This is a genomic window from Paenibacillus herberti (assembly GCF_002233675.1).
In the GTDB taxonomy this organism is placed as follows: domain Bacteria; phylum Bacillota; class Bacilli; order Paenibacillales; family Paenibacillaceae; genus Paenibacillus_O; species Paenibacillus_O herberti.
Map to the genome: position 1 here is coordinate 259,571 of NZ_NMUQ01000004.1, position 23,905 is coordinate 283,475.

Here is a 23,905-nt window from a genome sequence, read left to right on the forward strand (position 1 = left end):
CTCCCTAAGAGTTGAATAAAATGAATCTATCACTCTAGCTATGTATACAATATTCATAACACTGTATATTGTATGGGAGAGATTATAACATCCACTACTAATTCTGCACAGCCTTGTTCGTTGAATACTGCGATATGATGCGATCTAGAGAGATAACGCGAGATTATGCATCTTTATTCATAGAGTACATTTACAAAACATAGCCTAACACCTCCCGCTAACGTGAAGTAGCTGCGTGAGCAGACAGCAAAAAACCGGGAAGTTAACACGTAGATTCCCGGTTTGCACATGTTGTGTGTTGATTATTAGATTGTTGATTAAGTTGATTGAGTTAATTAAGTTGATTATTAAGTTGATGAATGATTAAGTTAGATTACAAGATTCGTTTGCCAAGCAGCGATGCGGCTAGCTCCACGGCCAGCCGAGCCGTGCGCCGGTTCTGATCCAGTAAAGGATTGACTTCGACGAGCTCCATCGAGGTGACAAGCCCCGTTTCTGCCAACAGCTCCATTGCATAGTGTGCTTCGCGGTAGTTGAGCCCTCCAGGTACAGGAGTGCCTACGCCGCAGGCTTCTAGCGGATCGAGGCAGTCGAGGTCGAAGCTGACGTGAACGCCGTCCGTACCGCGTCCGGCAATCGCAATCGCCTGTTCCATGACGGCATGGATGCCCATTCGGTCAATTTCATGCATCGTGAAACAAGTGATTCCTTCTGCGCGGATGTACTCCTGCTCTCCCAGATCCAGTTCGCGGGCGCCGATGATGACAACATTTTCTTTGCGGATATACGGTCCTGAGCCAGCGATATCTTTTAGCGTAAAAGAACCCCGTCCAACAGCAGCAGCAAGCGACATTCCGTGAATATTCCCCGACGGAGTCGTTTCCTCCGTGTTGAGGTCGCCATGCGCGTCGAACCAGATCAAGCCGAGGTTCCCGTAATGTCCGGTCAGGCCGGCCAGCGTGCCGATTGCGATGCTATGGTCGCCACCCATGATGAGCGGAAAAAGACCTGCTCCCACCGTACGGTAAACCTGCTCGCCGAGCAAACTTGCCATCTCTTTTACTTCTTGAAGATATTTCATCTTCGCCATTGCCGGAGCTGGCTCAGCCGCCAGTCTCGGTACATCAACGACGGTCTCTCCAGCGAGCTCAAGGCCCATGTTTTTCAGCTGGCGTTTCATGCCAGCTTCGATGATGCTTTCCGGGCCGAGCTCGGCTCCGGCCCTTCCTCCGCCCAACCAGAATGGTGCATGGATGAGTTGAATTTTTTTGGCGGCGTCTGGACGGCTCGTATATGATTCGGCTTGACTGAACATAGCGGATTACCCCTTTATCAGTTGAATTAGGCTTATACTCGATTCGATCTAACCTAAACAAGCGGGATTCCATTCCTATATGCAAAAGGGAGCTCTAGGTCCCGTACTGCACGGTACTATAGGCGCGGTGACTGACTGAGCTGCTTGCTGACGCGCAAAGTTCACGTTTCAAAAAACTACTTGAGCGACTCACTTCCAACTAAAATCCGCTTTTCAAGTAACTCAAACTACTTGAGCGACCCACTTCCAACTAAAATCCGCTTTTCAAGTAACTCAAACTACTTGAGCGACTCATTTCCGACCAAATTCAGCATTTCAAGTAACTCAAACTACTTGAACGACCCACTTCCAGTCAAAATTCGCATTTCAAGTAGCCAAAGCTACTTGAACGCTGGACTTCCAACTAAAATCCACTTTTCAAGTAGCTCAAACTACTTGAGCGACTCATTTCCGACCAAATTCAGCATTTCAAGTAACTCAAACTACTTGAACGACCCACTTCCAACTAAAATCCGCTTTTCAAGTAACTCAAACTACTTGAGCGACTCATTTCCGACCAAATTCAGCATTTCAAGTAACTCAAACTACTTGAACGACCCACTTCCAGCCAAATTCCGCATTTCAAGTAGCCAAAGCTACTTGAGCGACTCACTTCCAACTAAAATCCGCTTTTCAAGTAGCTCAAACTACTTGAGCGACTCGTTGCCGACCAAATTCAGCATTTCAAGTAACTCAAACTACTTGAGCGACTCACTTCCAACTAAAATCCGCTTTTCAAGTAACTCAAACTACTTAAACGACCCACTTCCAGCCAAATTCCGCAGTTCAAGTAGCCAAAGCTACTTGAACGCTGCACTTCCGCTCATGCTACTCGCTTGCCGCTTCGCCGACTAATACAAGGCGAAGGCGCTCCAGCGCCCAATCCAGCTCTTCCTCCGTAATGGTCAGGGGCGGCGCGAGGCGAATTGTATTTTCATGCGTTTCCTTGCACAGCAGGCCAAGCTGCATCAGTTGCTCGCAATAAGGACGCGCCGGACCGTGCAGCTCCACTCCGATGAACAAACCGCTGCCACGAATTTCTTTGACGATTGGACTGTCCATCTCCCGCAAACGCTGCATCGTGAGCTCACCAAGTCGCAGCGATCGGCCTGCAAGATCCTCCTGCTCCAACACATCCAGAGCGGCCGAAGCGACCGCACAGGCAAGCGGATTGCCGCCGAAGGTGGAGCCGTGAGAGCCAGGCTCGAATAGTCCGAGCACCTCTTCGTCAGCGGCCACTGCGGAGATCGGCAAAATACCGCCTCCAAGAGCTTTGCCCATCACATACAAATCTGGTGTGACATTCTCGCGATCACAAGCGAAAGGTTTGCCAGTTCTGCCGAATCCGGTCTGAATCTCATCAGCGATGAACAGTACATGATGCCTATCGCATAACTCTCGTATTCCGCGAAGATAACCTTCCGGTGGGAGCACAATGCCTGCTTCACCCTGGATCGGCTCGACTAACACGGCTGCAGTGCGGTCGCTTATCGCTGCTTCCATCGCCTCCAAGTCGCCATACGGCACCATGATGAAGCCAGGTAGAAACGGTCCGAACCCGCTGCGGTATTCCTCATGTGAGGAAAAAGAAGTAATCGCCAAAGTGCGGCCATGGAAATTACCGCTGCAGACGATAATTTCCGCTTCATTATCTGGCACACCCTTCACCCGATAACCCCAGCGCCGCGCTGCTTTGAGAGCGGTTTCAACTGCTTCGGCACCAGTATTCATGGCGATGATTTTACTTTTGCCCGTGTAAGCAGCCAGCTTTTCGTAAAATTCTCCTGCCGCAGTACTATGGAAAGCCCGGGAGGTCAGAGTTACGCGATCAGCCTGGTTCTTGAGTGCAGCGATGAGCGCCGGATGCCGATGCCCGTGGTTAAGCGCCGAATAAGCGCTGAGAAAGTCCATATACTTTTTTCCTTCTGGACTTTTAACCCACACTCCCTCAGCTTCCTCAATAACAACTGGCAAAGGATGATAATTATGCGCTGCGTACTTATCGGAGATTTCAATCGTATGTGCTGAGTTCATAAAACCTCTCCCGTCTGCATAATTATGAATATTGTATTCTGTATACAAAATATTCGGTTAAAAAACCTGGATTCATCGAGCATCCAGGCGGATCTCTGTATTGTAATTGTAAGTCAGCTTCTTGCTGCTCTATCCTATTCGCCAAGCTGGAGGATGATTCCTTCCAGCCCATCCCAAATGTGGAAAGCTCCAAATGTGAAAGCCGGGTGCCTGCAGTTTTGTTATTTTTCTTCGGAAATTTGTATACAATATTCACATTGCCTCAAAAAAAATGTACTTGTGGCAGTAATCATAACACAAAGCATTTCCCTCGACAACGAATATTCTGACTCTTCCGAAATTGGACGGCTACAACCCGTCTTTCTTCCATATTTCGGTCATTTAATTACTTGATGAAGCCGTAGCACGGTGATATGATGGCGGTAGATAAGATGTATACAGAATATTGCATATCCATGCAATATTGGGCTAACGGGCAAGTTAACAGAAATAAAGCGGTAAAGGAGTCTTGGCATGCAGCTCAAATACCAATCCTTAAAAGATCATGTTTATGAATATATTGCTCAGCGCATTCAGAGTGGACGCCTGCAGCCAGGCTCCAAAATTAACGAAGCAGAAATATGCAAAAAGCTCGAGATTAGCCGCACCCCCACACGGGAGGCTCTGTTCCAGCTTTCGTCGGATAATTTACTCGATTACCTGCCGCGGCGCGGCTTCACGGTAAAAGCGTTTGACAGCAAGAAAAAAGAAGATTACTCTCTCTTGCTCGGCACGCTTGATGCACTCGCCGCGACACTGTCTTGCGACTTGCTGGAAGAGCGCGATTTCAAAAAATTGGAGCGTTTAGTCGATATGATTGAAGAGGATATCGAAGCTCACGAATTTACTGATTATTACGCGCATCAGTCGGAATTTCATGAATATTACCAGAACAAATGCGGCAACACGCCGCTCATCGATACGCTTAACTCGCTCAAAAACGGCTTCATGCGCCAGAGCTATGCCAGCGATGACAAGGAGAAGCTTGCGACTTTGCTGAGGCAGGTCAATAGCGAACATCGCCTTATTGCAGAGCTTTTTCGGGAGAGGGACAAGGAACGTTTGGAGCAGGCGATCCGGCATCATTGGCGAATTATCGATTTTGATATGATTTGAACCCAAATCGTAATCCGTAATGAGGGATCCTATGGAGGAAATCTGGCATCGACATCTTGGTGTGTACGGCATCTGTATTCATGAGGGAAAAATCTTATTAGTTCATAAGCAAGGCGGTCCCTACACGAACCGTTACGACCTGCCAGGTGGAACCGTTGAGACCAATGAGCCCTTGGCCCACGCGCTTCACAGAGAGTTCAAAGAAGAAACAGGGACCGGGATCAACATTATCCGAAATCTCGGTACTCTCGATTATGTCATTCCCTATGAGTTAGCAAAGCGCGGGACAACGCATATTCATCACATTGCCATCTACTACGAAGTGCAGTATGTAGATGGCGAAGTCGGAAGTTGCATGGATATGCAAAACAACGATTCCGTTGGAGCAGAATGGATCGATGTTAACCTCTTATCCTCTGATAATAGTTCCCCGCTAGTCATGCAAGCGCTGAGTTGGCTGAAAGACAACAATGATCCTACTGTTGAACTAACAAGGCTGGATCATTGGACGGTTAAATCCTAATCAAAAAAGACAGCGGGGGTCGAAAATCTCGATCCGCTGTCTTTTTGTATACAATCCCGAATGTCCCTAAGGAAGAACATACAGCAATATCGTAAAGAAATGCAAAACCGAGCCTGCGAGCACGAATAGATGCCAAACGGCATGATGGTAAGGGAAGCTGCGCCACATGTAAAAGATCGTTCCAAACGTGTAGCTCAAACCTCCAGCAATCAGTAAGGTCACGCCGGTCGGCGCAAGGCTTTCGGTGAGGGGGCCCCAGGCAAACACAACCATCCAACCCATCAGAATGTACAAGATCGTCGAGGTGAACAGGAATCGTTTGACGAAAAAGGACTTGAACACTACACCTGCGATGGCCAGTCCCCAGACGATGCCAAACAGCGTCCAGCCCAGCTTGCCGCCGATCGTGTGAAGCATTAGCGGTGTGTACGTCCCGGCGATGAACACATAGATGAACGAATGATCAAGCACCTCAAAAAAGTCCTTAACCTTGCCTTCCCTAAAGCTGTGTACAAGCGTGGATGCGGTATACAGCAGCAGCATCGCCGTCCCGTAAATGGTGAAGCTGACGACATGCATCGCTGTCCCTTTCCATGAAGCGAACACAATCAGCAGCACTAGTGCTGCAATGCTGAGAGCTGTGCCGATGCCATGCGTGATCGCATTGGCAACCTCTTCCCTGCGGGAGTATGTGTGCGTGTTAGCCATAGAGCCCTCCTCCTTTCCTTCATGCTCCACAATATGAAATCGCTGTCTGGGCGGTTACTGCCTGGAGCTTCATTTGCTATAGACGATTCCCTTGTCCAAAAAGTCTACACACGCTCGTTGGAATAAGCCACGCGAGAGTCTACCTCAAAAACTGCTTCGCCCGTCGCTGGGTCGTACTGATACAATGGGCGCTCGAGATCATACAGCCAGAACTTGCGGATCAGCTTCATCTCGGTACCGGAATCATCGGTATTATCGTCAGAATCATCGGAAATAAAATGGAAAAAGTTCAGTTGGTCAATGTTGGCGCCGATATATTCCGCTTCGCGGTTGCCAAGTCCACCTACAGAAATGATCCAGCCGCGACCGCCCTGCTCGACGAGCAGAGGAAGCTTGAACTCCGTTGTATCCACGAGCACACGACCAACGACAAGTTTAATCAAAAGTCTTTCGCTCATGATGGCTCGCCTCCACCCTGCACCGCTGCCATGTCGATCAGCAGCACTCTCGCTCCCTCTGAGCCAGCTTTAACTTCCAGTGTTGACAGTCCGTCCGCCCGCAGCGTGTCGCCGCTCTGCAGCTCACCCATACTTTGCGCCTCCAAGCTGCCGTCGATGACGAACAGGTAGATCAATCTTTCTGGGCGAGTAGGATGGGTTACTGCCGCTCCCGCATCCAGCACGGACAGATACATAGTAACATCCTGATGGATGCCCGCCGTGCCAGGTCCTGCCGCATCGCGCGATACAATCGGCAGCAGCTGCCCATGCGCGGACTTCGGATCGAAGCTGCTTGTCTCATAGGATGGTTCAAGCCGCCGTGTCTCCGGCGTGAACCAGATTTGCAACAGATGAACCGGCTCATCTGCCTCCGGATTGACCTCCGAATGTACGATACCAGTGCCTGCAGTCATGCGCTGCACGCCGCCGTAAGTTGTCACTGCGCTGTTGCCAGCACTATCTTCATGCTTCAGATGTCCGCTCAGTACGACCGAGACGATCTCCATTTCGCGATGCGGATGCGCCCCGAAACCTCTGCCTCCTGCGATCACATCTTCGTTGAACACGCATAGCGGACCGAAGCTGCGGTTCTCTTCTTCATAATAATCCCCAAAGGTGAAGCTAAGGCTGCTCTTCAGCCAGTCGTTCTCCCGGTGGAACCGTTCCTCGTTGCGACGGATCTCATACATGAGCGTCGCCCCCTCCGCATTATATTTACTAACCTTTTAATAGTGTACTTGAGAAATAGCTCGACTTCAACCACTCGGCCATTGCTCCGACGGTTTTGTCCAGATTGCTCAGCGAGCGCTCATCCACATAGGGCAGCTGATGGCGAAAATAATTCGTATGCCCGCCGATCACCGTCAGCCCCTGCATATGCCCTGGAGCATGGCGCGCACGGCTCCATGCCGGAACCCGTCCCGAACCGCCGCTTGCCCATCCGGCCCAGCTGCCTATTCGCGTGATGGGATCGGCTGGCTTTCCGGCCGCATTCACGGCGTAGAAATAACCGACGGATGCCTTTAATGCGTCATCCACCGGCACCTTCGGCGAGCCGATCTGGGCTACGCGCAGCTCCTCTGGCGGAATGCCCTGACGGAGCAACATGCGGGCAGTCTGATAGGCGGCCACACCGCCACCGCTATGCCCAATAAGCAAAATCGGCCCTCCCTCATGCGAGCGCTCAATTTCGCGAAGCATCGTTTTGCTGCCGATGCGCGTTGGCAGCACCAAGCGCGTCAGATCGGAGCGAACCTCCCATATTTGGCGCCACATACTGCGAGAATAATCGCCGTAGGGGAATAGCGTTTCAAAGGAGGCTTCCGTGCCATGCAGTGCGAGGATCCGCTCCAACTGCTTTCGGCATTCAACAAAGGTGGACGGATAGGTCGCTACGCCCGCGACATGGTACACCGTCAGCTTGGACGGCATGGTATCCCGATCCATATCTTCGCCCCCTTTCCATTCGTAAATTGTAGCATGTTCCGATTTCAGTATGCCAATTCGGCAGTGAACCTTAAGCGCACGCCCGTTAAGGGATTTTGCCTTGCTGGATGAACATCCAGCATCAGGAACATACTTACTTTAGATACCAACCCTGAGGGCATAAGGGATTCAAATATCGCTCTAACGGTTAAAGGAAACCTTTAGCGTATAATTCTGTCGGCTCAAGCCGCGGTACGCAACTGTAAACTTAATTTGGTCGTAAATCATGCCCTAGTGCAATACGGAGGTTAAGACATCATGATTCAGTTTCAAAATGTGAACAAAATGTACGATGATGGCTTCCACGCCCTCAAAAATATTAATCTGGAGTTCCGAAAAGGCGAAATGACCGTGCTTATCGGGCCGAGCGGCTGTGGTAAATCGACCACAATGCGGATGATCAATCGTCTCGTTTCCCCTTCAAGCGGCTCAATCAAGATCGACGGCAGCGACATTCTGTCCATCGATCCGGTGGAGCTGCGCCGAAGCATCGGTTATGTCATTCAGAGTGTCGGCCTGTTCCCTCATATGACTATAGCCCGCAATGTGGCCATCGTTCCCCGCCTTAAGCGCTGGACCGCGGACAAAATGTCCCGCCGCGTTGATGAGCTGCTGGACATGGTTGGGCTCAAACCAGAGCTGTACCGCGACCGCTACCCATCTGAACTAAGCGGCGGCCAGCAGCAGCGCGTCGGCGTTGTGCGGGCGCTTGCAGCTGATCCCGATATCATTTTGATGGATGAACCGTTCAGCGCACTTGATCCGATGAGCCGCGAGCAGCTTCAAGAAGATGTTGCCAGGCTTCAGCAAGAACTCCACAAAACGATTGTGTTTGTCACCCATGATATGGATGAAGCACTCAAAATTGCCGATCGCATCGTGCTGATGAAAGATGGAGAAGTTGTTCAGAGCGACACACCTGATCGCATCCTCCGCCGTCCAGCTAATGATTTCGTGCGAAGCTTCATCGGGCAAAAGCGGCTCGATCAGGAGCAAATTATCGTGGCTTCAGCGCAGGACCGGGAAGCCGGCTCTGATTTTGGCTCCGTCATGCAAGATACTCCATCCGTCGATGAAGTCATGATCACGCAGCCTGCTGTAACCTATCCGAGCCGCGGCCTTGCCGAAGCGATCAGTACGATGGAGCGACGCAAGGTCGACTCCCTGTATGTGGTTGACCGCCAGAGAAAGCTACTAGGCAGCGTTTCTATTTACAATGTGATGGATAGCTACCGTGATGAGGACAAAACCGTAGCAGACGTCATGCTGCCTGTCCGCTATTCCGTTGTGTCCGGCACGCCGCTCACTCAAGCCGTGGAGCTGCTTGCGGGACATCGACTGCACAATGTAGCCGTAGTCGACGAAAGCGGCCGTTTCATTGGCCTTATTACGCGAGGCAGCGTCGTGCGCCATCTGGCTGAACAGCTGCCGATGATGGAATACGATCAATTGGACAATCCAAACGATGAGCCAGGACAAGCACGGAAAGACATTACTCCTGGGATGGAGCCGGATAGTTCCCCAAGCAGCAGCGTACCAAGCCTTGAGCCAGCAAGCTCTGTTCGTGAAAATGACTCCGACGATCGGGATAGCAAGTCCGGTCGGGAGGCCCGCTCATGAGCGGCTTCTTCGCTTTCCTTATCGAGCGGCTGCCTGATATTATGACCGCCCTGCGCGAGCATCTGACGCTTTCCCTCGTCGCAGTAGCGCTAGGGTCTGCGATCTCGTTGCCGCTCGCCGTTTTACTCGTCCATAGTCGACTGCCTTGGCTGAGCAGCATCGTCTTTTTTATCGCCAATCTGTTGCAGACGATTCCAAGCTTGGCCTTGCTTGCCATTCTCATCCCACTCATGGGTATCGGGATGAAGCCGGCCATACTGGCGCTGCTGCTCTACTCCATCATGCCAGTTCTGCGCAATACTTACGAAGGCTTCCGCTCTGTTGATCCCCATGTGCTGGAAGCGGCGCGCGGACTCGGTTATTCGTCCGTCCAAAGCTTGCTGCGTGTCCAGCTACCGCTGGCACTCCCTTATATTATGTCCGGCGTCCGCCTGACGACGGTATATATCATCAGTTGGACGACGCTCGCCACCCTGGTCGGAGCTGGTGGGCTGGGACAGCTTATCATGGCAGGCATGGGCGTTAATCAGCCGTACCTCATTATAGCGGGAGCGCTCGGCGCCATCGTGCTTGCGCTAGTCGCTGATTTACTGCTCGGCTGGCTGGAGTCGTTGTTGAACCGTCGCTTCGGCATGCGGGGAGGTGCTGCGGCATGAGCAAGGCATTTATGCGAAAAGCGGCCCTGCCCTTGTTCGGCGCGCTGATGTTGGCAGGCGTTGCCGGCTGCGGCAACCGTCCCGATCTGATCATCGGCGCTCAGACGTTCACCGAGACCAAGATTTTGGCGGAAATGTACAAAACGCTGATCGAGCAAAAAACCGGGCTTGAGGTGAAGGTCATCCCCGACCTGGCCGCTAGTCCGCTCGTATTAAACGCGCTGGATCGTGAAGACATCGATCTGGCTACACTGTATTCGGGAGAGATTTTCAATAACCATTTCCCTATCGAGCAGACCAAAGAGCGTGCAGCCGTGCTGCGCCAAGCTCAGGAAGGCTTCGATAAGTACTATGGCTTCGACTGGATGGACCCGCTCGGCTTCGAAAATACGTACGCGTTCACGGTACGCGAGCAGGTTGCCAAGGAAAAAGGCTACAAAACCATTTCCGACATCAAGCCGGATGCCGCCACCATGCGCTTCGGCGTTGATACCTCGTGGCTGGAGCGAGTGAGCGACGGTTATCCCGCTTTCCAGAAGGAATACGGCATCACTTTTGCCAAAGCTTTTCCGATGGAGCTCAGCCTCGTGTATACAGCCGTGAAAAACGAACAGGTAGACATCGTACTCGCTTATTCTACCGATGCCCGGCTCAAGGCATTTCAGCTGAAAACGCTGGAGGATGATCGGCAATTTTTCCCTCCTTACGATGCATCACCGGTTATGCGCAAAGAGATGCAGGAGCGTTATCCCGGCGTAAAAGAGGCGATTCAGCCGCTCATCGGGATGATGGATATCAATACAATGGTCGATCTGAACTATCAAGTAGACATCGAGAAAAAAAGTGAGCGCGAGGTCGCCCTCGCCTTTCTGAAGCAGAAGGGGCTGATTCAATAATGCCGGATACCAGTGTTAACTTCGTCGATTTCGTGGACTATTTCTGGCGCAATCGGGGGTTGATGGGGGAATATTTCCTGCAGCATGTGCAAATGGTAACGCTCGGCGTGCTGCTCGCCCTGCTGGTCGGCGTCCCGCTCGGCGTCCTGTGCATGAAAAGCCGCTGGCTCTCCCGGATTATCCTGTCGATCACCGGTATTTTGCAGGTGCTTCCGTCTCTCGCTATGCTCGTGCTGCTCATGCTCTGGATGGGACTCGGCAACACGACCGTGACCGTAGGATTGTTCCTGTACTCCCTGAATCCAATCGTACGCAATACGTACGTCGGGCTGCAGCAAGTAAGCAGCAGCCTGATTGATGCGGCGCGCGGCGTTGGCATGAACCGCTGGCAGCAGCTTTGGCGCGTGCGCGTGCCGCTGGCGCTGCCTTATATGATGACCGGCCTGCGCGTCGCGGCCGTCATCGCCATCGGCGTCGCCACGATCGCTCCGCTTGTTGGCGGCGACGGTCTTGGACGCGAGTTGTACGCCGGGATCAACGGCCAAAACTCGCTGCGGATCTATGCCGGAGCGATTCCTGCGGCGCTGCTGGCGATTGTCGCCGATATCGGCCTCGGCGCGCTTCAGCGACGCCTCGATCCGGCGCATCGCAGCGCCCGTGCGAGTAGCAAGCGCGGCTCCGGCGGCTCCTCCTCCGGCAAAGCTGCAGCCGATAAAGCTGTGCCGCCAGTACCGAAGGCGCAGGGTTAATATCCTAACACCCTAGTGCTGGGTAAGATTGCGCGCGGCGGGTAATAAAAGAGGACAAAACTTGCCTTGCGGGCAAGCTGCAAAAGGAGAGGACAGCCGGATGAAACTGACGCATGAACAAGTCATAACTCTGCATGGGTTCAACAATTTGACCAAGTCGCTCAGCTTCAACATGTATGACATCTGCTACACCCGCAATAAGGAAGAACGGGAAGCCTACCTCGCCTATATCGATGAGCAGTACAACTCGGAGAGACTGAACCAAATCCTCCATCATGTGTCCGACATTATCGGCGCGCATGTTTTGAATACAGCCAAGCAGGATTACGAGCCACAAGGCGCAAGCGTTACTCTGCTCGTATCGGAGGGGCCGGTCGTAGAGGTGCCGATGGAAGCTTTTGACGAGTCTCCCGGTCCCATGCCTTCCAACGTCGTGCTGCAACTGGACAAAAGCCATATTACCGTCCACACCTACCCGGAGTACCATCCCGATGAAGGCATTAGCACATTCCGTGCAGACATCGACGTGTCCACCTGCGGCGAGATCAGCCCGCTCAAGGCGCTCACCTACCTGATCTCATCCTTTGATACCGACATTATGACGCTGGACTATCGGGTACGCGGGTTCACGCGGGACATTATGGGACATAAGCTGTTCATCGACCATGATATTAGCTCCATCCAGAACTATATTCCCGATGAAGCCAAAGAACTGTTTCAGATGATCGACGTGAATGTCTATCAGGAAAATATTTTTCACACCAAGTGTAAGCTCAAGCAGTTCGATCTCAATAACTACCTGTTCGGTTATACGAAGGATAAGCTTAGTCCCGAGGAGCAGGCGGATATTACCGAGAAGCTTAAGGGCGAGATGGACGAGATTTTTTATGGTAAAAATATAAGTTAAAGAAAGCGGCGGTCGCCATCCAGCAATTAACTGGTGGTGGCCGCCGTTTTTTGAGTCGTCAATAGTGACTAATGAATGCGGGACGAGATACCACCCTACTTGCGGAGCGTCATCGTCTCCTGTTTGTCGTTCCAGATTACCGTAAGTTGGATTTCTTTTTCTTCGGACTTATCCTTGCTGGTTGCAATTTGACTGCTGATATAGAATGGCGGCGCCTGCACCTGCTTGTCGCTTGCGCTTTCGAAATTCAACCTATCTCCAAGGAACTTAACCCTGTAACCCTTGATTAACTCCTTTTGGCCGATGTAGTCAATCTTGTACATGAAAGTCGATTTATCCGATACAGTCAGCCTCGCCTTCCAGCTGTCACTGGATCCGGTCCAAACCGGAGGCGCTGTACAGGAAACAAGCGAAAGCAATACCGCGAGGAGAATTACCACTCGTGAAGCCCGCCTAAAGAAATTATGATTGCCGCTTGCCGGCAGCTTCTTTTTGCTCATCAAGTGCATTCTGCGTGTTCCTCTTCCTTAGTCCCATCGACTGCTGTTTCCGGATCTTTGGAAAAGAGCAGGATGCCGCTGCGTCTCTCCCAACCGGCCCTGCTCCAAAATTCCGCGCCGCCCTCGTTATCCTCAAGTACCATGAGAAAGCAGCGTTCAATCCCGGCTTCCCCAAGCCGCTCCAGCGAGCTCGCTGCAAGCAAACGACCGATACCAAGCCCGCGGAACTCCTCGTCCACGGCGAGATGATAAAGATAACCACGCCTGCCGTCATGGCCGCACATCACTGTTCCCACGACGCGCTCCCCGCTTAAACATACAAAGCTCATTCCGGGATTCCGCTCCAGATAAGCGGCAATGGCCTCCAGCGAGTCTGCTTTGCTGAGCACAAGGCCGTCCGTCCGGTCCCATAGGGCAAAAGCTCCGCCATAGTGGCTAATGTTCATCGACATGATGCTGGGACCAGCAGCTTGCAGCCGGGAATCATCGCGTTCCAAATCGATATCACTCCTTCTATTCTTTGATCCTCCACAACGGTTGAAACCGTGGGGTGTTTAGTTAATTCACAAACGCATACCATTTCCGTTTTGGCAATTCATATTCGTGTAATTAATGCGAGACATGTGTACCCATCTGTTCGAGCTCAAAATGGCTCGCTTCGCGGAAATTGACAGCTACTCGCAGTTTTCCGGCAAGTTTGCGATCGATTTCCCCTGCCTCGAACAATCGCTGAATCTCGTTGCGCTCGGCCTGGACAGCCTTTTGTTCCAGCTCGCGGCGGTCAGTTACAGATACCGTTACGTCCTTGGACAACCCTGCGTTGCGCAAACGAAGCTCAAGCTCCTCGTAATGACTCAGTAGCGCCATAACGAGATCATGGCTATATTCGGTCTCTACCTCACGAAGCCGCTTTTTCGCGGCGGCGATAGAGGCTTGTTTGAACTCGACATAGGCCATCATGATGGGATGTGCTTTACGGCGGGTTTTACGAAAACGTCCCGGCAACTTGAACAACCGCAGGAAAAACCCGTACACCAGCGAAAAAATCAGCTTCGTGCGGTTCGTAAGAGCAAGCTCGATCTGGTTAAGCGAGGTCTGTATCCCGGCTTCCAGCCCTGGGCTAATACGCCCTTCGGCTAGCCACTCTTGAGCAAGCTTGCGCTCAACTTCCAGCGCCTCAAGTCGTAGCGGCACGATGGCAACGCGGAATTCCGACTCGATTAATAGGCCGCGTCTGAGTTGTTGCAGTCTTTTGGCATAGTCGGATTTAAGCTCCAACGCTGCAGCCTCGTTATCCTCGCGCATCTCTTCCCGCACGGTATGCAGCCCCGCCTCCAATACGGAAATGCGCGCTCTGCGTTCCGCCTCCGCAGCAGCCGCCTCGGCATTGCCGCTTGCCCCAGCTCCCGGCTCGCGGGTGAGCAGCGGCAACGCTACACTCGCCACAACGAGCGTCAGCAGAATGACTCCGGCGCAGATAAACAGAATCAGATTGCGTTCCGGAAAGGGAGAGCCGTCGCCGAGCAGCAACGGAATCGAAAATGCACCCGCAAGTGTGACGGCGCCTCTTACTCCGGAAAGTGCGGTAAGCAGGGACGTTTTCCATCTGCGCTCACTCACCCATACCCACACGAAACGCAACAGAAGGAGCAGAACCGTGATCGTCAAAATATAGCCGATGACCTGACCGTTGTTATAGCTCGGATCTTCCCAGATCGTCGAAATAACACCCGGAATCTCCAGGCCGAGTAACATGAACACAAGTCCGTTCAAGCAGTACAAAATAACGGACCACGTGCTGTTTGCCACCACATTAAGCCGGATGTTCGCAGGGCCGACACGGTCGCGTTCGACCGCATGCATAATACCTGCCGCAACGACGGCAAGAATGCCGGACACATGCAGATGCTCTGCCGCCAAAAACACTAAAAACGGTGTCAGAATCAGAATGAGCACATGAACCGTCACATCTTCCATGCCCCAGCGGCGCAGCCACACCCGCAACCAGACGGCGGCAAAACCAAGCACCGCTCCAAGCACTAGTCCGCCAAGGGCAATAACGATAAAGCTGCCAACAGCGGTAGTCAGTGAAAAATAACCGGTTACGGTAGCCGCAATCGCAAAATTGAATGCCACGAGACCGGAAGCATCATTCATGAGCGCTTCACCCTCAAGCAGCCGCTGAATGCCGCCCGGCAGCTTGGCACGGCTAGATATTGAGCCGACCGCTACCGCGTCGGTCGGTGATAGAATCGCCGCAAGCGCAAAGGCTGCGGACAACGGAATCGCCGGAATCATCCAGTGAATGAACGGCCCGGCAAGGAGCACTGTGGCGAAAACGAGTCCGAGCGCCATCAGCAGAATCGGCGTGCGCAGCCGCCATAAATCTTCCCTCGGCGTTATTTGGCCATCATTGAATAGAAGCGGCGCGATAAACAACACAAAAAACAGCTCCGGGTTGAGCGGAGCATGATGTAGGCTTGGTAGATAAGCAGCTCCAATACCCAGCGCAATCTGAATGATCGGCACCGGCAGGAATGGAACTAACCGTTGAACGACATTGGATGCGCCGATTAGCACAAGCAGCACGAGCACGAGCAGCAGAATTTCCATGTACCATCAAGCTCCTTAAGTAAACATGTAGCCGAATTCGGCGATATCTTACTACTTTAGCATAAGTTGCACTTGCGGCAAAAATGGAACTCTGAGTGCATTGTGAAATGGAACTCTGAGTGCATTGAGAATTAGCGGAGCTGCTTCGGAAGGAATCGGCTAATTTCATAAGCCGCCCAGTAAAACGTCTCGCGCGCTAGAAAAGGGAGCTTCGTCCGCAAGCTGCGATGAGCGCTCGTTGATGTCGGAGCCGGGCGGGCATCCATCTCTAGATTTTCCGCTACGCACATGGCCCACTTCATATGAAGTGGGTCGCTGACGACATAAAAGCGGCTGAAGCCGCTCCGCTGCGCCACCTCCATCGCGTTCCGCAGATTTTCCTCCGTTATGCGCGACTTCGACTCTAGGAGGATTTTATGTGGCGGGATACCTTGCTGCAGCGCGTATTCACGCGACGCTTCAGCATCAGAGCAACGGTCCCCGGTGCCAATACCTCCGGTAAAAATAAGAGCCTCTACCATGCCTGCCCGGTACAGCTGGATCGACTCTTCGATCGGCTCCCTCAGCACCGGCGAAGGCTTGCAGTTCCATGCCGCCGCGTCGAGAACAATTGCTGCGTCTGCCCGAACATTCCACGGAGCATCCGCAGGAGCTCCAATCAGAGTATTTCCTGGAGCTCCAGCCACAGCATCCCCCAAGACGCCATCCGCATTGCGACTATTGTCATAACCATAGGACCAGATAGTCCAGGCCATACCTGCGAGTACCAATGTAATCACGGCCAAAACATCGGCCGCAGCAAACAGCGCTCGCTTGAGTATTGACGGTTTTTGGGTTGGAGGCTCGTTACTCTCGCCGCCTCTTCCATCCACGGAGGTTTGCTTCATGGTTTGCTTCATGCGCTGTTCCACACCCCTTACATTCCCCATCCCCGGTCGGATCGCCGATCTGATTCATTCTACAGATGGGATATATCCTATATCTGGAATAACGAGTACTCGCCTACTTCAGCTTCGCATGCAGCAAAGTCACATGCTCACATTAGATTTTCGTTGGGGTTTCTTAAGTAACTTCGACTACTTCCTCAGGCTTCCGGCGCGCATTCGGAGCGATTCAAGTAACTTCGACTACTTCCTCAGGCTTCCGGCGCGCATTCGGAGCGATTCAAGTAGCTTCGACTACTTCCTTAGGCTTCCGGTGCGCATTCGGAGCGATTCAAGTAACTTCGACTACTTGCTCAGGCTTCCAGCGCGCATTCCGAGCGATTCAAGTAGCTTCGACTACTTGCTCAGGCTTTCGGCGCACATTCCGAGCGATTCAAGTAGCTTCGACTACTTGCTCAGGCTTCCGGTGCGCATTCGGAGCGATTCAAGTAACTTCGACTACTTGCTCAGGCTTCCAGCACGCATTCGGAGCGATTCAAGTAGCTTCGAATACTTCCTTAGGCTTTCGGCGCTCATTCGGAGCGATTCAAGTAACTTCGACTACTTGCTCACTCTTCCGGCGCTCATTCGGAGCGATTCAAGTAACTTCGACTACTTACTCAGGCTTCCGGCGCTCATTCGGAGCGATTCAAGTAACTTCGACTACTTGCTCACTCTTCCGGCGCTCATTCGGAGCGATTCAAGTAACTTCGAGTACTTACTCAGGCTTCCGGCGCTCATTCGGAGCCATTCAAGTAGCTTCGACTACTTCCTTAGGCTTCCGGCGCTCATTCGGAGCGATTCAAGTAACTTCGACTACTTGCTCAGGCTTTCGGCGCTCATTCGGAGCGATTCAAGTAACTTCGACTACTTGCTCACTCTTCCCGCGCGCATTCGGAGCGATTCAAGTAACTTCGACTACTTACTCACGCTTCCCGCGCGCATTCGGAGCGTTTAAAGTAGCTTCAGCTACTTGAGCTCACTTACGACGTGCAGCGCCCGGCAATCAGCCCCAAAAACAAAAACCCGCAGACGCCCCTAGAGGCTCTGCGGGTTAACTACCCTCAAATGCTCAACCGCTACTCAGCGGGAGCTTCATTCATTTCCCTCGAGCGGGAACTTCATTCATTTCCCTCGAGCGGAAGCTTCATTCATTTCCCTCGAACGAGAGCTTCATTCATTCCCCTCGAGCGGAGCTCATTCATTTCCCTGAACGGGAATTTCATTCACTTCCCTTGCCCCTTTCACGAAACGAGCCAGACCTCGCGCCTCTGTCGAAGCCGCTCATATTCATTCAGAAGCATGTCAAGTTCCTGGGACAGCCGCAGCACATGCTCTGTCCGGTGTCCGCATCGCTCAGCGGCCTGAATCATCTCCAAGCGTTTACGCTCAATCGTATCCCGGATCCGGGTCAAATTCATGTCCATGGCAATCCCTCCTGCTTCTACTATCGGCAGGCAAAGGATATATTTCCATATATTTTCATTAAATTTTACAATTGATTTCCTTTTTCAGTCGTTCCAGCAATGCGCTCAAAGGCATCGTTCCGATGTCGCCGTCACCACGCCGGCGCACGGATACCTCCCCCAATTCCGACTCCGCCTCTGACGAGCCCAAAATGAGCATATACGGAGCCTTTTGCAGCTGTGCCTCACGAATTTTATAGCCGAGCTTCTCGCTCCTACCATCCACATCAGCACGAATACCCGCCGCTACCAACTGTTCTTTCACCTGTAACGCGTAATCCAGCTGGACATCGGACACCGGCAACAGCTTCACCTGCACAGGAGCGAGCCAGAGCGGGAAAGCCCCTGCAAAATGCTCCGTAAGGATGCCTATGAACCGGTCGATCGAGCCGTAAACGGCGCGGTGAATGATGATAGGGCGATGCTTGCCCCCGTCCTCCCCGATGTAAGTGAGATCGAACTTTTCCGCCATCTGGAAGTCGAGCTGGATTGTGCCGCATTGCCAGCTCCGGCCAAGCGCGTCGAGAATATGATAGTCTATTTTCGGCCCATAAAAGGCTCCGTCGCCTTCGTTCAACCGATACTCCGCTCCCCGGCTGTCCAACACATCTCGCAGCTCAGCCTCCGCTTGCTCCCATAGCTCAGTAGAACCCATGCTGTCCTCCGGCCGCGTCGATAGCTCCAGCCTGTACGTGAAACCTAGCACGCTGTAAACATAGTCGATGAGATCCATGACCCGGCGAATTTCCTCGCCGATCCCCTCCGGCTGCACGAACAGATGCGCATCATCCTGGCAAAACGAGCGAACCCGCATTATGCCACTTAAAGCGCCCGAGAACTCGTGGCGATGCACGTGCCCGAATTCAGACAGCCGGATTGGCAGCTCACGATAAGATCGCAGACTATTTTTGAACACGAGCATATGGCCTGGACAGTTCATCGGCTTGAGTGCATACGGCGTGTCGTCGACATCACAGAAATACATATTGTCTTTGTAGTGATCCCAATGACCGGACTGCTCCCATAACCTGCGATTCATGAGCAGCGGTGTGCGAACCTCTTCATAGTCACGGCGCCGCTGCAACTCGCGAATGAACTCCTCCAGCTGCGTGCGAATTACCATGCCATTTGGCAGATAAAAGGGCATGCCCGGCGCCTCTTCCGAGAACATGAACAGCCCAAGCTCCTTACCGAGCTTGCGGTGATCACGCTTGCGAGCTTCCTCCAGCAGCTTCAGATGATCGTCTAACTGCGATTTTTTGCAAAAAGCCGTTCCGTAAATCCGCTGCAGCACGCGACTATTCGAGTCACCACGCCAGTAAGCGCCAGCTACACTCAGCAGCTTGAACGCTTTGAGACGGCCTGTTGACGGTAAATGAGGGCCGCGACACAGGTCGACGAACTCGCCCTGGCTGTACATCGTAATGGCTGCATCCTCCGGAAGTTCCTGCAGCAGCTCCAACTTGAGCAGTTCTCCGCGGTCCAGCAGCAGTATCTCGGCTTCTTCTCGACTGACCTCGCGACGTTGGAACGGCAGATCAGCCTGCGTTATACGCTCCATCTCTTTCTCGATCTCGGCCAGATCAGTTGCAGAGAGCGGGTTCGCCAGCTCCACATCGTAGTAGAAGCCATCCTTGATTGATGGCCCGATGCCAAGCTTCACGCCTTGCTCACCGTACAGCCGTTTCAGCGCTTGCGCTAAAATATGGGCCGCACTATGCCGCAGCAGCTCCAGTCCTTCCGGACTGTCCGGCAGCACCAGCTCCAGATCGCCGTCCTGCTCTAGCCGATGCGAAAGATCGACTAGCCTGCCGCTGGCTTTGCCCGCTACCGCCTGCTTTCGAAGGCCAGGGCGGATCGAATCTGCCACATGCGCGACCGTCGTTCCGGCTGGGTACCTCCTGACACTTCCGCTTGGCAATGCGATGCTAATTTCTTGCCCTTTTCCATTGCTCACACTCTCTTCGACTTTCCCGTTGCTCCGGTTCTCTTGTCCTTCTTCTCTGCTCAAGCTCTCTTCGACTTTCCCGTTGCTCCGACTCTCTTGCACTTCTTCTCTGCTCACACTCTCTTCGACTATCCCATTGCTCCCGCTCTCTTGCATTTTCCCAATGTTCTGAGCTTCCTTGGCTTCCTTGGCTTTCTTGGCTTTCTTGTTTTCCATATGCTCTGCTCCTCCTTTCTAAATGTTGTTGCGGATAGCAACACAAAAAACGCGCTCATCCCGAGAAGGGACGAGCGCGCTAAAGGACCCGTGGTTCCACCCTGATTCGACCTTTCACACGGCATGAGCTCTATAGGGCATGATGCCCCAGCAGCCGGAAAGGTCCTTCATTGGCGTCCGATAACGGGGACAGACCGGCAGACTTACGGCCACCGGCACTTGCAGGCGGGTTCAGTCTCGCAGCTATCAGAGGGGTAATCCTCACATCCGGCACCGAAGAAGCTCGCAGCAATCGCTTCTCTCTCTGGGCGGCCCGCAAAGGGGATCTTGTCTCTGGTCATGGCTCACTGAAGAATGAGATTTGCCTTATCTTACCTGCATGGACAGAGACGAGTCAAGCGCAGGATTTAAATTTCCATCTGGAACAGCTTCCTTTTTCCACCAGAGTCATTCCTGATTTCGCTGCAATCTTAATTGAAACCTATGACCATTCATTGTTAGACTATGGAAAAGGAGATGAGCTATCATGCCAACTATGATCTGTCTGCACGGATTTACCCCCGAACAAGAAGAACGGGTGCGCGATGCCGCTCCAGGCTGGAATTGTATATTCGGCCGCCCCAAAGAGCTGGAAGATAGCTTGTTCCGCGAAGCCGAAGTAATCTGCGGCTGGAGCCCCGCCATCGAGAAAGAATCACTTGGCGAGAGCGGCAAGCTCAAATGGCTGCAGGCTTGGTCTGCCGGAGTGGACAAGCTGCCGCTTGGCAAGCTGGAACAGGGAGGAGTCATACTGACGACGGCCAGCGGCGTGCATCCCGTACCGATGTCAGAAACAGCGCTCGCTATGATGCTCGCCTTTTCCCGTGGACTGCATCATTCGGTGCGCAGCCAGTCTCGCGGCAAATGGGAGCTGCGCGAGCCTTACGGCGAGCTGCATGGGGGCACATTGGCCATCATTGGAGCCGGCGAAATCGGCATGGAGCTGGGCCGACTCGGCAAAGCGCTCGGCATGCGTACAATTGGGGTGCGCCGCACCGCCAAAGAAACGCCGCATATGGACGAAACGCTGGCGATGGAGCAGCTGCATGAGGCGCTCGGACGAGCGGATTACGTCGTGAATGTGCTGCCGAATACGCCGGACACAGAGCGTGCCTTTGGCCGGGAGCAGTTTGCGTTGATGAAGAGCAGCGCCGTATTTATCAACATCGGGCGCGGTATATCTGTCGATACCGAAGCGCTGGTCGAGGCGCTGGAAAGCGGCGCTATTGGCGGAGCCGGTCTGGATGTGACTGCCCCTGAGCCGCTGCCGGAAGGGCATGCACTCTGGTCGATGGAGCAGGTAATCATCACGCCGCATATGGGCGGCAGCTCCGAGCGTTACAAGGAGCGGGTGACAGATCTATTCGTCCAAAATCTCAAAAGCTACCTAGATACCGGACGCCCGTCGCGGAATATCGTAGATTACGAATTAGGCTATTAATCTTCCGATCCGCCTGAATAAGTAAGGGGCCGTTCCCAAAGTTATCATTAGATAAATTTGGGAACGGCCCCTATTTTAGTTACATACTTAACCTACGACAGACGCAGTTGCTTAACCAGACGAGTCAGATGCTCAAGCGCATACAGAATCCGCTGTTTTGTTTTATCATTAGCCGGTTGGCCATCTTCAGCGAAATTGCGGTTATCGCCGCCGAGAGATACCCACTCCGTGCAGTTAATGCCATGCAGGTTGCGAACAACGGTTTGCAGTTGCGTGAGCGAGCTAACGCCGACAGCTCCTGCCGAAGCGTTGGCAACGAGTACTGGCTTGCCCTCAAACTGAGCTGCTCCCAAGTAATCCAGCGCGTTTTTGAGCACGCCGGAGAAAGAGCCATGGTACTCGGGCGTACCAAGGATAATGCCATCCGCATCGGATACCGCCTGCACTAGAGCGTCAACTTGCGCGCTCGGCTCCGAGGAATCCGGGGAGTACAGTGGGAGCTGATGCTGGTAGAGATCCACAAACGTAATCTGAATCTCTTTCTCCTTCAGCGCCTTCTCCATATAACGCAGCATCTGCGTGCTGCTCGAATCCTTGCGGTTGCCTCCAGCAATAATTGCGATTTTCATCTTCGGCCATCCTTTCATTCCCAGAAAGTATTCTCTCTGGAATTCATTATAACGATATCACCAGCTCTCTCAAGTGTTAAATTTAAAAGCTCTCGTTTTTACTGAATGGCTGGATGCCCTCAGCTTCCGTTCCCGTTGCCACTTGGCTGCTTGCGAGGTTATGTTCCGTCCCTTCACCGGCAACCGGCGAATAGTACCCAGTCTCAATGTAAAAGACAGCTTCCGCTCCTTGAAGGAGCGGTTTCAACGTAATCTCGCCCCTCATCCCCTCCACGAGCGTTTTGCAGATGGCTAGCCCAAGCCCCGTCCCGCCGTACATACGGGAAATGGAAGAGTCTGTCTGGCTGAACGGTTTGAACAGCAGATGCTGTTTATCCTTGGGGATGCCGATGCCGGTATCCTGGATGCGGAATTCAAGCTTAATGAGATGATCATTGCGCTCTAGTTCCTTTACCTTGACGGAAATGCCACCTTCCTCGGTAAATTTGACGGCGTTGCCGATCAGATTATGAAGCACCTGGGCCAGTCTTTTCTCATCGCCTACGAGCACTTCGGGTAAACCTGGATCAAGCTCCAGAATGGCCTTCAGCCGCTTCTCCCTCAACTTGCCGATGAACAGCTGCAGAGATCCGACGACAACATCCCGCAGCACAAAAGGATCTTCGGCAAGCGTAATCTGGTCTCCCGACTCTAACCGTGAGTAATCTAGCACCCCGTCGATGATCTCTACCAAATCGGCTCCGCTGCTGCGGATAATGCCGATATAATCGCGTTGCTCCTCGTTCAGCTCGGTGTCGAGCAGTAGATCGCTCATGCCTAACACGCCGTTCAGAGGTGTATGAATCTCATGGCTCATGACGGCAAGGAATTCACTTTTGATTCTAAGCGCATTCTCCGCTTCCGTCTTGGCCTTCCATAGCTCCCGCTTCGCCGTATTGCTGGGGGTTAGGTCCTTGGAAATCGTATAAATATCCACCGTGCCATGCCTGTCATTCCAAGGAACAAATACTGTGCTCAGCTCAAGCACTCGTCCTTCCTTGTTCTTGATCCTCATCTCCACTGTCTGTGATCGCCCCTGCTTGACGCGCAGAAAGCAGCGGCTAATCCGTTTAATATCGTTGTGATCAATCAGATTCCAAAAGCGGGTGCCTTCTAGCTCCTCCGCTCGGTATCCCGTCAATTTCTCAGCGGCGGGGTTGAGGCGTAACAGCCGACCGTCCTGGCTAAATAGGCATACCATATCCGGGTTGCTTTCAAAAATGGAATCGTAGCGGCTCCGATTTCCCTCGGCTGCTTTCCAAGCAGCTTTCTTTTCCAGGGTAAGACTAAGAACGAACAGGATCAGAGCGATGATTGCCAGCATAACAACGATACCAAACATATTCAGCCAATCCATCGTTGATCCACTCCTCCATCGTCTTTCTCTCTTTGTAATAATTAACCGTCGACTGGTAAATAGAACCGCGAGGATCAATATATGGGCTAATCTGGCGACGAGGTATGATTAGCTCCCTTCATCCGTTGATGAGGGTTCAGCCATGTC

General features: G+C 52.7%; 24 protein-coding genes. 10 read left to right on the top strand and 14 right to left on the bottom strand.

What is annotated here, in order from left to right; genetic code table 11:
* Positions 1-373 precede the first annotated feature (373 nt).
* Positions 374-1,315 carry an arginase gene (rocF, locus tag CGZ75_RS23780; RefSeq protein ID WP_089526912.1) on the bottom strand — a complete coding sequence of 314 codons (942 nt, stop codon included), beginning with the start codon at positions 1,313-1,315 and terminating at the stop codon, positions 374-376.
* A gap of 144 nt (positions 1,316-1,459) precedes the next feature.
* Between rocF and CGZ75_RS24915 the strand changes: the two genes are divergently transcribed.
* Entirely contained in the window at positions 1,460-2,209 is a 750-nt protein-coding gene (locus CGZ75_RS24915; RefSeq protein ID WP_176445000.1) for a hypothetical protein, read from the top strand.
* Here the strand turns inward: CGZ75_RS24915 and CGZ75_RS23785 are convergent.
* A complete protein-coding gene (locus tag CGZ75_RS23785; protein ID WP_089526913.1) occupies positions 2,183-3,388 on the bottom strand; it encodes an ornithine--oxo-acid transaminase in 1,206 nt (401 codons plus the stop codon). The two genes, CGZ75_RS24915 and CGZ75_RS23785, sit on opposite strands and share 27 nt — an antisense overlap.
* 513 nt (positions 3,389-3,901) lie before the next feature.
* Between CGZ75_RS23785 and CGZ75_RS23790 the strand changes: the two genes are divergently transcribed.
* Positions 3,902-4,543 carry a GntR family transcriptional regulator gene (locus CGZ75_RS23790; RefSeq protein WP_089526914.1) on the top strand — a complete coding sequence of 214 codons (642 nt, stop codon included), beginning with the start codon at positions 3,902-3,904 and terminating at the stop codon, positions 4,541-4,543.
* A gap of 31 nt (positions 4,544-4,574) precedes the next feature.
* A complete protein-coding gene (locus tag CGZ75_RS23795) occupies positions 4,575-5,066 on the top strand; it encodes an NUDIX hydrolase (protein ID WP_176445001.1) in 492 nt (163 codons plus the stop codon).
* 66 nt (positions 5,067-5,132) lie between these two features.
* Here CGZ75_RS23795 and trhA read toward each other — a convergent pair whose 3' ends face one another.
* The 4 genes from trhA to CGZ75_RS23815 all read right to left on the bottom strand — a co-directional run bounded on the left by trhA (position 5,133) and on the right by CGZ75_RS23815 (position 7,720).
* Positions 5,133-5,774, bottom strand: coding sequence for a PAQR family membrane homeostasis protein TrhA (gene trhA / locus CGZ75_RS23800; RefSeq protein WP_089526916.1), 642 nt, complete (start codon positions 5,772-5,774; stop codon positions 5,133-5,135).
* Between the two features lie 104 nt (positions 5,775-5,878).
* Complete coding sequence (locus CGZ75_RS23805; RefSeq protein WP_089526917.1) at positions 5,879-6,232, bottom strand: hypothetical protein; 354 nt, start codon at positions 6,230-6,232, stop codon at positions 5,879-5,881.
* Positions 6,229-6,963: a pirin family protein gene (locus CGZ75_RS23810; RefSeq protein WP_089526918.1), complete on the bottom strand. Its 735-nt coding sequence runs from the start codon at positions 6,961-6,963 to the stop codon at positions 6,229-6,231. Before CGZ75_RS23810 ends, CGZ75_RS23805 begins: the two co-directional genes overlap by 4 nt.
* A 28-nt stretch (positions 6,964-6,991) precedes the next feature.
* Positions 6,992-7,720, bottom strand: a complete 729-nt coding sequence (locus CGZ75_RS23815; RefSeq protein ID WP_089526919.1) for a thioesterase domain-containing protein — start codon at positions 7,718-7,720, stop codon at positions 6,992-6,994.
* Between the two features lie 297 nt (positions 7,721-8,017).
* On the opposite strand from CGZ75_RS23815, the gene CGZ75_RS23820 reads away from it, so the two are divergent.
* From CGZ75_RS23820 to speD, 5 genes are all read left to right on the top strand, one after another.
* Positions 8,018-9,379, top strand: coding sequence for an ABC transporter ATP-binding protein (locus CGZ75_RS23820; RefSeq protein WP_089526920.1), 1,362 nt, complete (start codon positions 8,018-8,020; stop codon positions 9,377-9,379).
* Positions 9,376-10,035 (top strand): ABC transporter permease, encoded by a 660-nt coding sequence (locus CGZ75_RS23825; protein ID WP_089526921.1) that lies wholly within the window; start codon positions 9,376-9,378, stop codon positions 10,033-10,035. Before CGZ75_RS23820 ends, CGZ75_RS23825 begins: the two co-directional genes overlap by 4 nt.
* Positions 10,032-10,931, top strand: a complete 900-nt coding sequence (locus CGZ75_RS23830; RefSeq protein ID WP_245851125.1) for a glycine betaine ABC transporter substrate-binding protein — start codon at positions 10,032-10,034, stop codon at positions 10,929-10,931. Before CGZ75_RS23825 ends, CGZ75_RS23830 begins: the two co-directional genes overlap by 4 nt.
* Positions 10,931-11,680 carry an ABC transporter permease gene (locus CGZ75_RS23835; protein WP_089526922.1) on the top strand — a complete coding sequence of 250 codons (750 nt, stop codon included), beginning with the start codon at positions 10,931-10,933 and terminating at the stop codon, positions 11,678-11,680. The genes CGZ75_RS23830 and CGZ75_RS23835 overlap by 1 nt, the downstream gene beginning before the upstream one ends.
* 100 nt (positions 11,681-11,780) lie before the next feature.
* Positions 11,781-12,587, top strand: coding sequence for an adenosylmethionine decarboxylase (gene speD / locus CGZ75_RS23840; protein WP_089526923.1), 807 nt, complete (start codon positions 11,781-11,783; stop codon positions 12,585-12,587).
* A 95-nt stretch (positions 12,588-12,682) separates the two neighbouring features.
* Here the strand turns inward: speD and CGZ75_RS23845 are convergent, their stop codons facing one another.
* The 4 genes from CGZ75_RS23845 to CGZ75_RS23860 all read right to left on the bottom strand — a co-directional run bounded on the left by CGZ75_RS23845 (position 12,683) and on the right by CGZ75_RS23860 (position 16,599).
* Positions 12,683-13,096 carry a hypothetical protein gene (locus tag CGZ75_RS23845; protein WP_089526924.1) on the bottom strand — a complete coding sequence of 138 codons (414 nt, stop codon included), beginning with the start codon at positions 13,094-13,096 and terminating at the stop codon, positions 12,683-12,685.
* Entirely contained in the window at positions 13,087-13,584 is a 498-nt protein-coding gene (locus tag CGZ75_RS23850; protein WP_245851127.1) for a GNAT family N-acetyltransferase, read from the bottom strand. The genes CGZ75_RS23845 and CGZ75_RS23850 overlap by 10 nt, the downstream gene beginning before the upstream one ends.
* Before the next feature lie 112 nt (positions 13,585-13,696).
* Positions 13,697-15,700 (bottom strand): Na+/H+ antiporter, encoded by a 2,004-nt coding sequence (locus CGZ75_RS23855; RefSeq protein WP_089526925.1) that lies wholly within the window; start codon positions 15,698-15,700, stop codon positions 13,697-13,699.
* Between the two features lie 131 nt (positions 15,701-15,831).
* Positions 15,832-16,599: a YdcF family protein gene (locus CGZ75_RS23860; protein WP_176445002.1), complete on the bottom strand. Its 768-nt coding sequence runs from the start codon at positions 16,597-16,599 to the stop codon at positions 15,832-15,834.
* 133 nt (positions 16,600-16,732) lie between these two features.
* Here CGZ75_RS23860 and CGZ75_RS23865 point away from each other — a divergent pair, with 133 nt between their 5' ends.
* Positions 16,733-17,581, top strand: coding sequence for a hypothetical protein (locus tag CGZ75_RS23865; RefSeq protein ID WP_089526927.1), 849 nt, complete (start codon positions 16,733-16,735; stop codon positions 17,579-17,581).
* A 286-nt stretch (positions 17,582-17,867) separates the two neighbouring features.
* Here the strand turns inward: CGZ75_RS23865 and CGZ75_RS23870 are convergent, their stop codons facing one another.
* Together CGZ75_RS23870 and thrS are read right to left on the bottom strand one after the other, a co-directional pair.
* Positions 17,868-18,050: an aspartyl-phosphate phosphatase Spo0E family protein gene (locus tag CGZ75_RS23870; RefSeq protein WP_089526928.1), complete on the bottom strand. Its 183-nt coding sequence runs from the start codon at positions 18,048-18,050 to the stop codon at positions 17,868-17,870.
* Positions 18,051-18,108: 58 nt separating this feature from the next.
* A complete protein-coding gene (thrS, locus tag CGZ75_RS23875) occupies positions 18,109-20,253 on the bottom strand; it encodes a threonine--tRNA ligase (RefSeq protein ID WP_245851129.1) in 2,145 nt (714 codons plus the stop codon).
* Positions 20,254-20,779: 526 nt separating this feature from the next.
* On the opposite strand from thrS, the gene CGZ75_RS23885 reads away from it, so the two are divergent.
* Positions 20,780-21,733 (top strand): D-2-hydroxyacid dehydrogenase, encoded by a 954-nt coding sequence (locus tag CGZ75_RS23885; protein ID WP_089526930.1) that lies wholly within the window; start codon positions 20,780-20,782, stop codon positions 21,731-21,733.
* A 92-nt stretch (positions 21,734-21,825) separates the two neighbouring features.
* Here the strand turns inward: CGZ75_RS23885 and CGZ75_RS23890 are convergent, their stop codons facing one another.
* A complete protein-coding gene (locus CGZ75_RS23890; protein ID WP_089526931.1) occupies positions 21,826-22,362 on the bottom strand; it encodes an NADPH-dependent FMN reductase in 537 nt (178 codons plus the stop codon).
* An 82-nt stretch (positions 22,363-22,444) separates the two neighbouring features.
* Positions 22,445-23,758 carry an ATP-binding protein gene (locus CGZ75_RS23895; RefSeq protein WP_089526932.1) on the bottom strand — a complete coding sequence of 438 codons (1,314 nt, stop codon included), beginning with the start codon at positions 23,756-23,758 and terminating at the stop codon, positions 22,445-22,447.
* Positions 23,759-23,905: the final 147 nt, after the last annotated feature.

Excerpts from the sequence above, each read along its gene's own strand:
- CGZ75_RS23795 (WP_176445001.1), top strand. The coding sequence starts at position 4,575 with ATGGAGGAAATCTGGCATCGACATCTTGGTGTGTACGGCATCTGTATT.
- CGZ75_RS23785 (WP_089526913.1), bottom strand. The coding sequence starts at position 3,388 with ATGAACTCAGCACATACGATTGAAATCTCCGATAAGTACGCAGCGCAT.
- CGZ75_RS23860 (WP_176445002.1), bottom strand. The coding sequence starts at position 16,599 with ATGAAGCAAACCATGAAGCAAACCTCCGTGGATGGAAGAGGCGGCGAG.
- CGZ75_RS23805 (WP_089526917.1), bottom strand. The coding sequence starts at position 6,232 with ATGAGCGAAAGACTTTTGATTAAACTTGTCGTTGGTCGTGTGCTCGTG.
- CGZ75_RS23865 (WP_089526927.1), top strand. The coding sequence starts at position 16,733 with ATGCTCACATTAGATTTTCGTTGGGGTTTCTTAAGTAACTTCGACTAC.
- rocF (WP_089526912.1), bottom strand. The coding sequence starts at position 1,315 with ATGTTCAGTCAAGCCGAATCATATACGAGCCGTCCAGACGCCGCCAAA.
- CGZ75_RS23830 (WP_245851125.1), top strand. The coding sequence starts at position 10,032 with ATGAGCAAGGCATTTATGCGAAAAGCGGCCCTGCCCTTGTTCGGCGCG.
- trhA (WP_089526916.1), bottom strand. The coding sequence starts at position 5,774 with ATGGCTAACACGCACACATACTCCCGCAGGGAAGAGGTTGCCAATGCG.
- CGZ75_RS23845 (WP_089526924.1), bottom strand. The coding sequence starts at position 13,096 with ATGCACTTGATGAGCAAAAAGAAGCTGCCGGCAAGCGGCAATCATAAT.
- CGZ75_RS23885 (WP_089526930.1), top strand. The coding sequence starts at position 20,780 with ATGCCAACTATGATCTGTCTGCACGGATTTACCCCCGAACAAGAAGAA.
- CGZ75_RS23820 (WP_089526920.1), top strand. The coding sequence starts at position 8,018 with ATGATTCAGTTTCAAAATGTGAACAAAATGTACGATGATGGCTTCCAC.
- speD (WP_089526923.1), top strand. The coding sequence starts at position 11,781 with ATGAAACTGACGCATGAACAAGTCATAACTCTGCATGGGTTCAACAAT.
- CGZ75_RS23890 (WP_089526931.1), bottom strand. The coding sequence starts at position 22,362 with ATGAAAATCGCAATTATTGCTGGAGGCAACCGCAAGGATTCGAGCAGC.
- thrS (WP_245851129.1), bottom strand. The coding sequence starts at position 20,253 with ATGGAAAACAAGAAAGCCAAGAAAGCCAAGGAAGCCAAGGAAGCTCAG.
- CGZ75_RS23870 (WP_089526928.1), bottom strand. The coding sequence starts at position 18,050 with ATGGACATGAATTTGACCCGGATCCGGGATACGATTGAGCGTAAACGC.
- CGZ75_RS23810 (WP_089526918.1), bottom strand. The coding sequence starts at position 6,963 with ATGTATGAGATCCGTCGCAACGAGGAACGGTTCCACCGGGAGAACGAC.
- CGZ75_RS23835 (WP_089526922.1), top strand. The coding sequence starts at position 10,931 with ATGCCGGATACCAGTGTTAACTTCGTCGATTTCGTGGACTATTTCTGG.
- CGZ75_RS23855 (WP_089526925.1), bottom strand. The coding sequence starts at position 15,700 with ATGGAAATTCTGCTGCTCGTGCTCGTGCTGCTTGTGCTAATCGGCGCA.
- CGZ75_RS23895 (WP_089526932.1), bottom strand. The coding sequence starts at position 23,758 with ATGGATTGGCTGAATATGTTTGGTATCGTTGTTATGCTGGCAATCATC.
- CGZ75_RS23825 (WP_089526921.1), top strand. The coding sequence starts at position 9,376 with ATGAGCGGCTTCTTCGCTTTCCTTATCGAGCGGCTGCCTGATATTATG.
- CGZ75_RS23790 (WP_089526914.1), top strand. The coding sequence starts at position 3,902 with ATGCAGCTCAAATACCAATCCTTAAAAGATCATGTTTATGAATATATT.
- CGZ75_RS23815 (WP_089526919.1), bottom strand. The coding sequence starts at position 7,720 with ATGGATCGGGATACCATGCCGTCCAAGCTGACGGTGTACCATGTCGCG.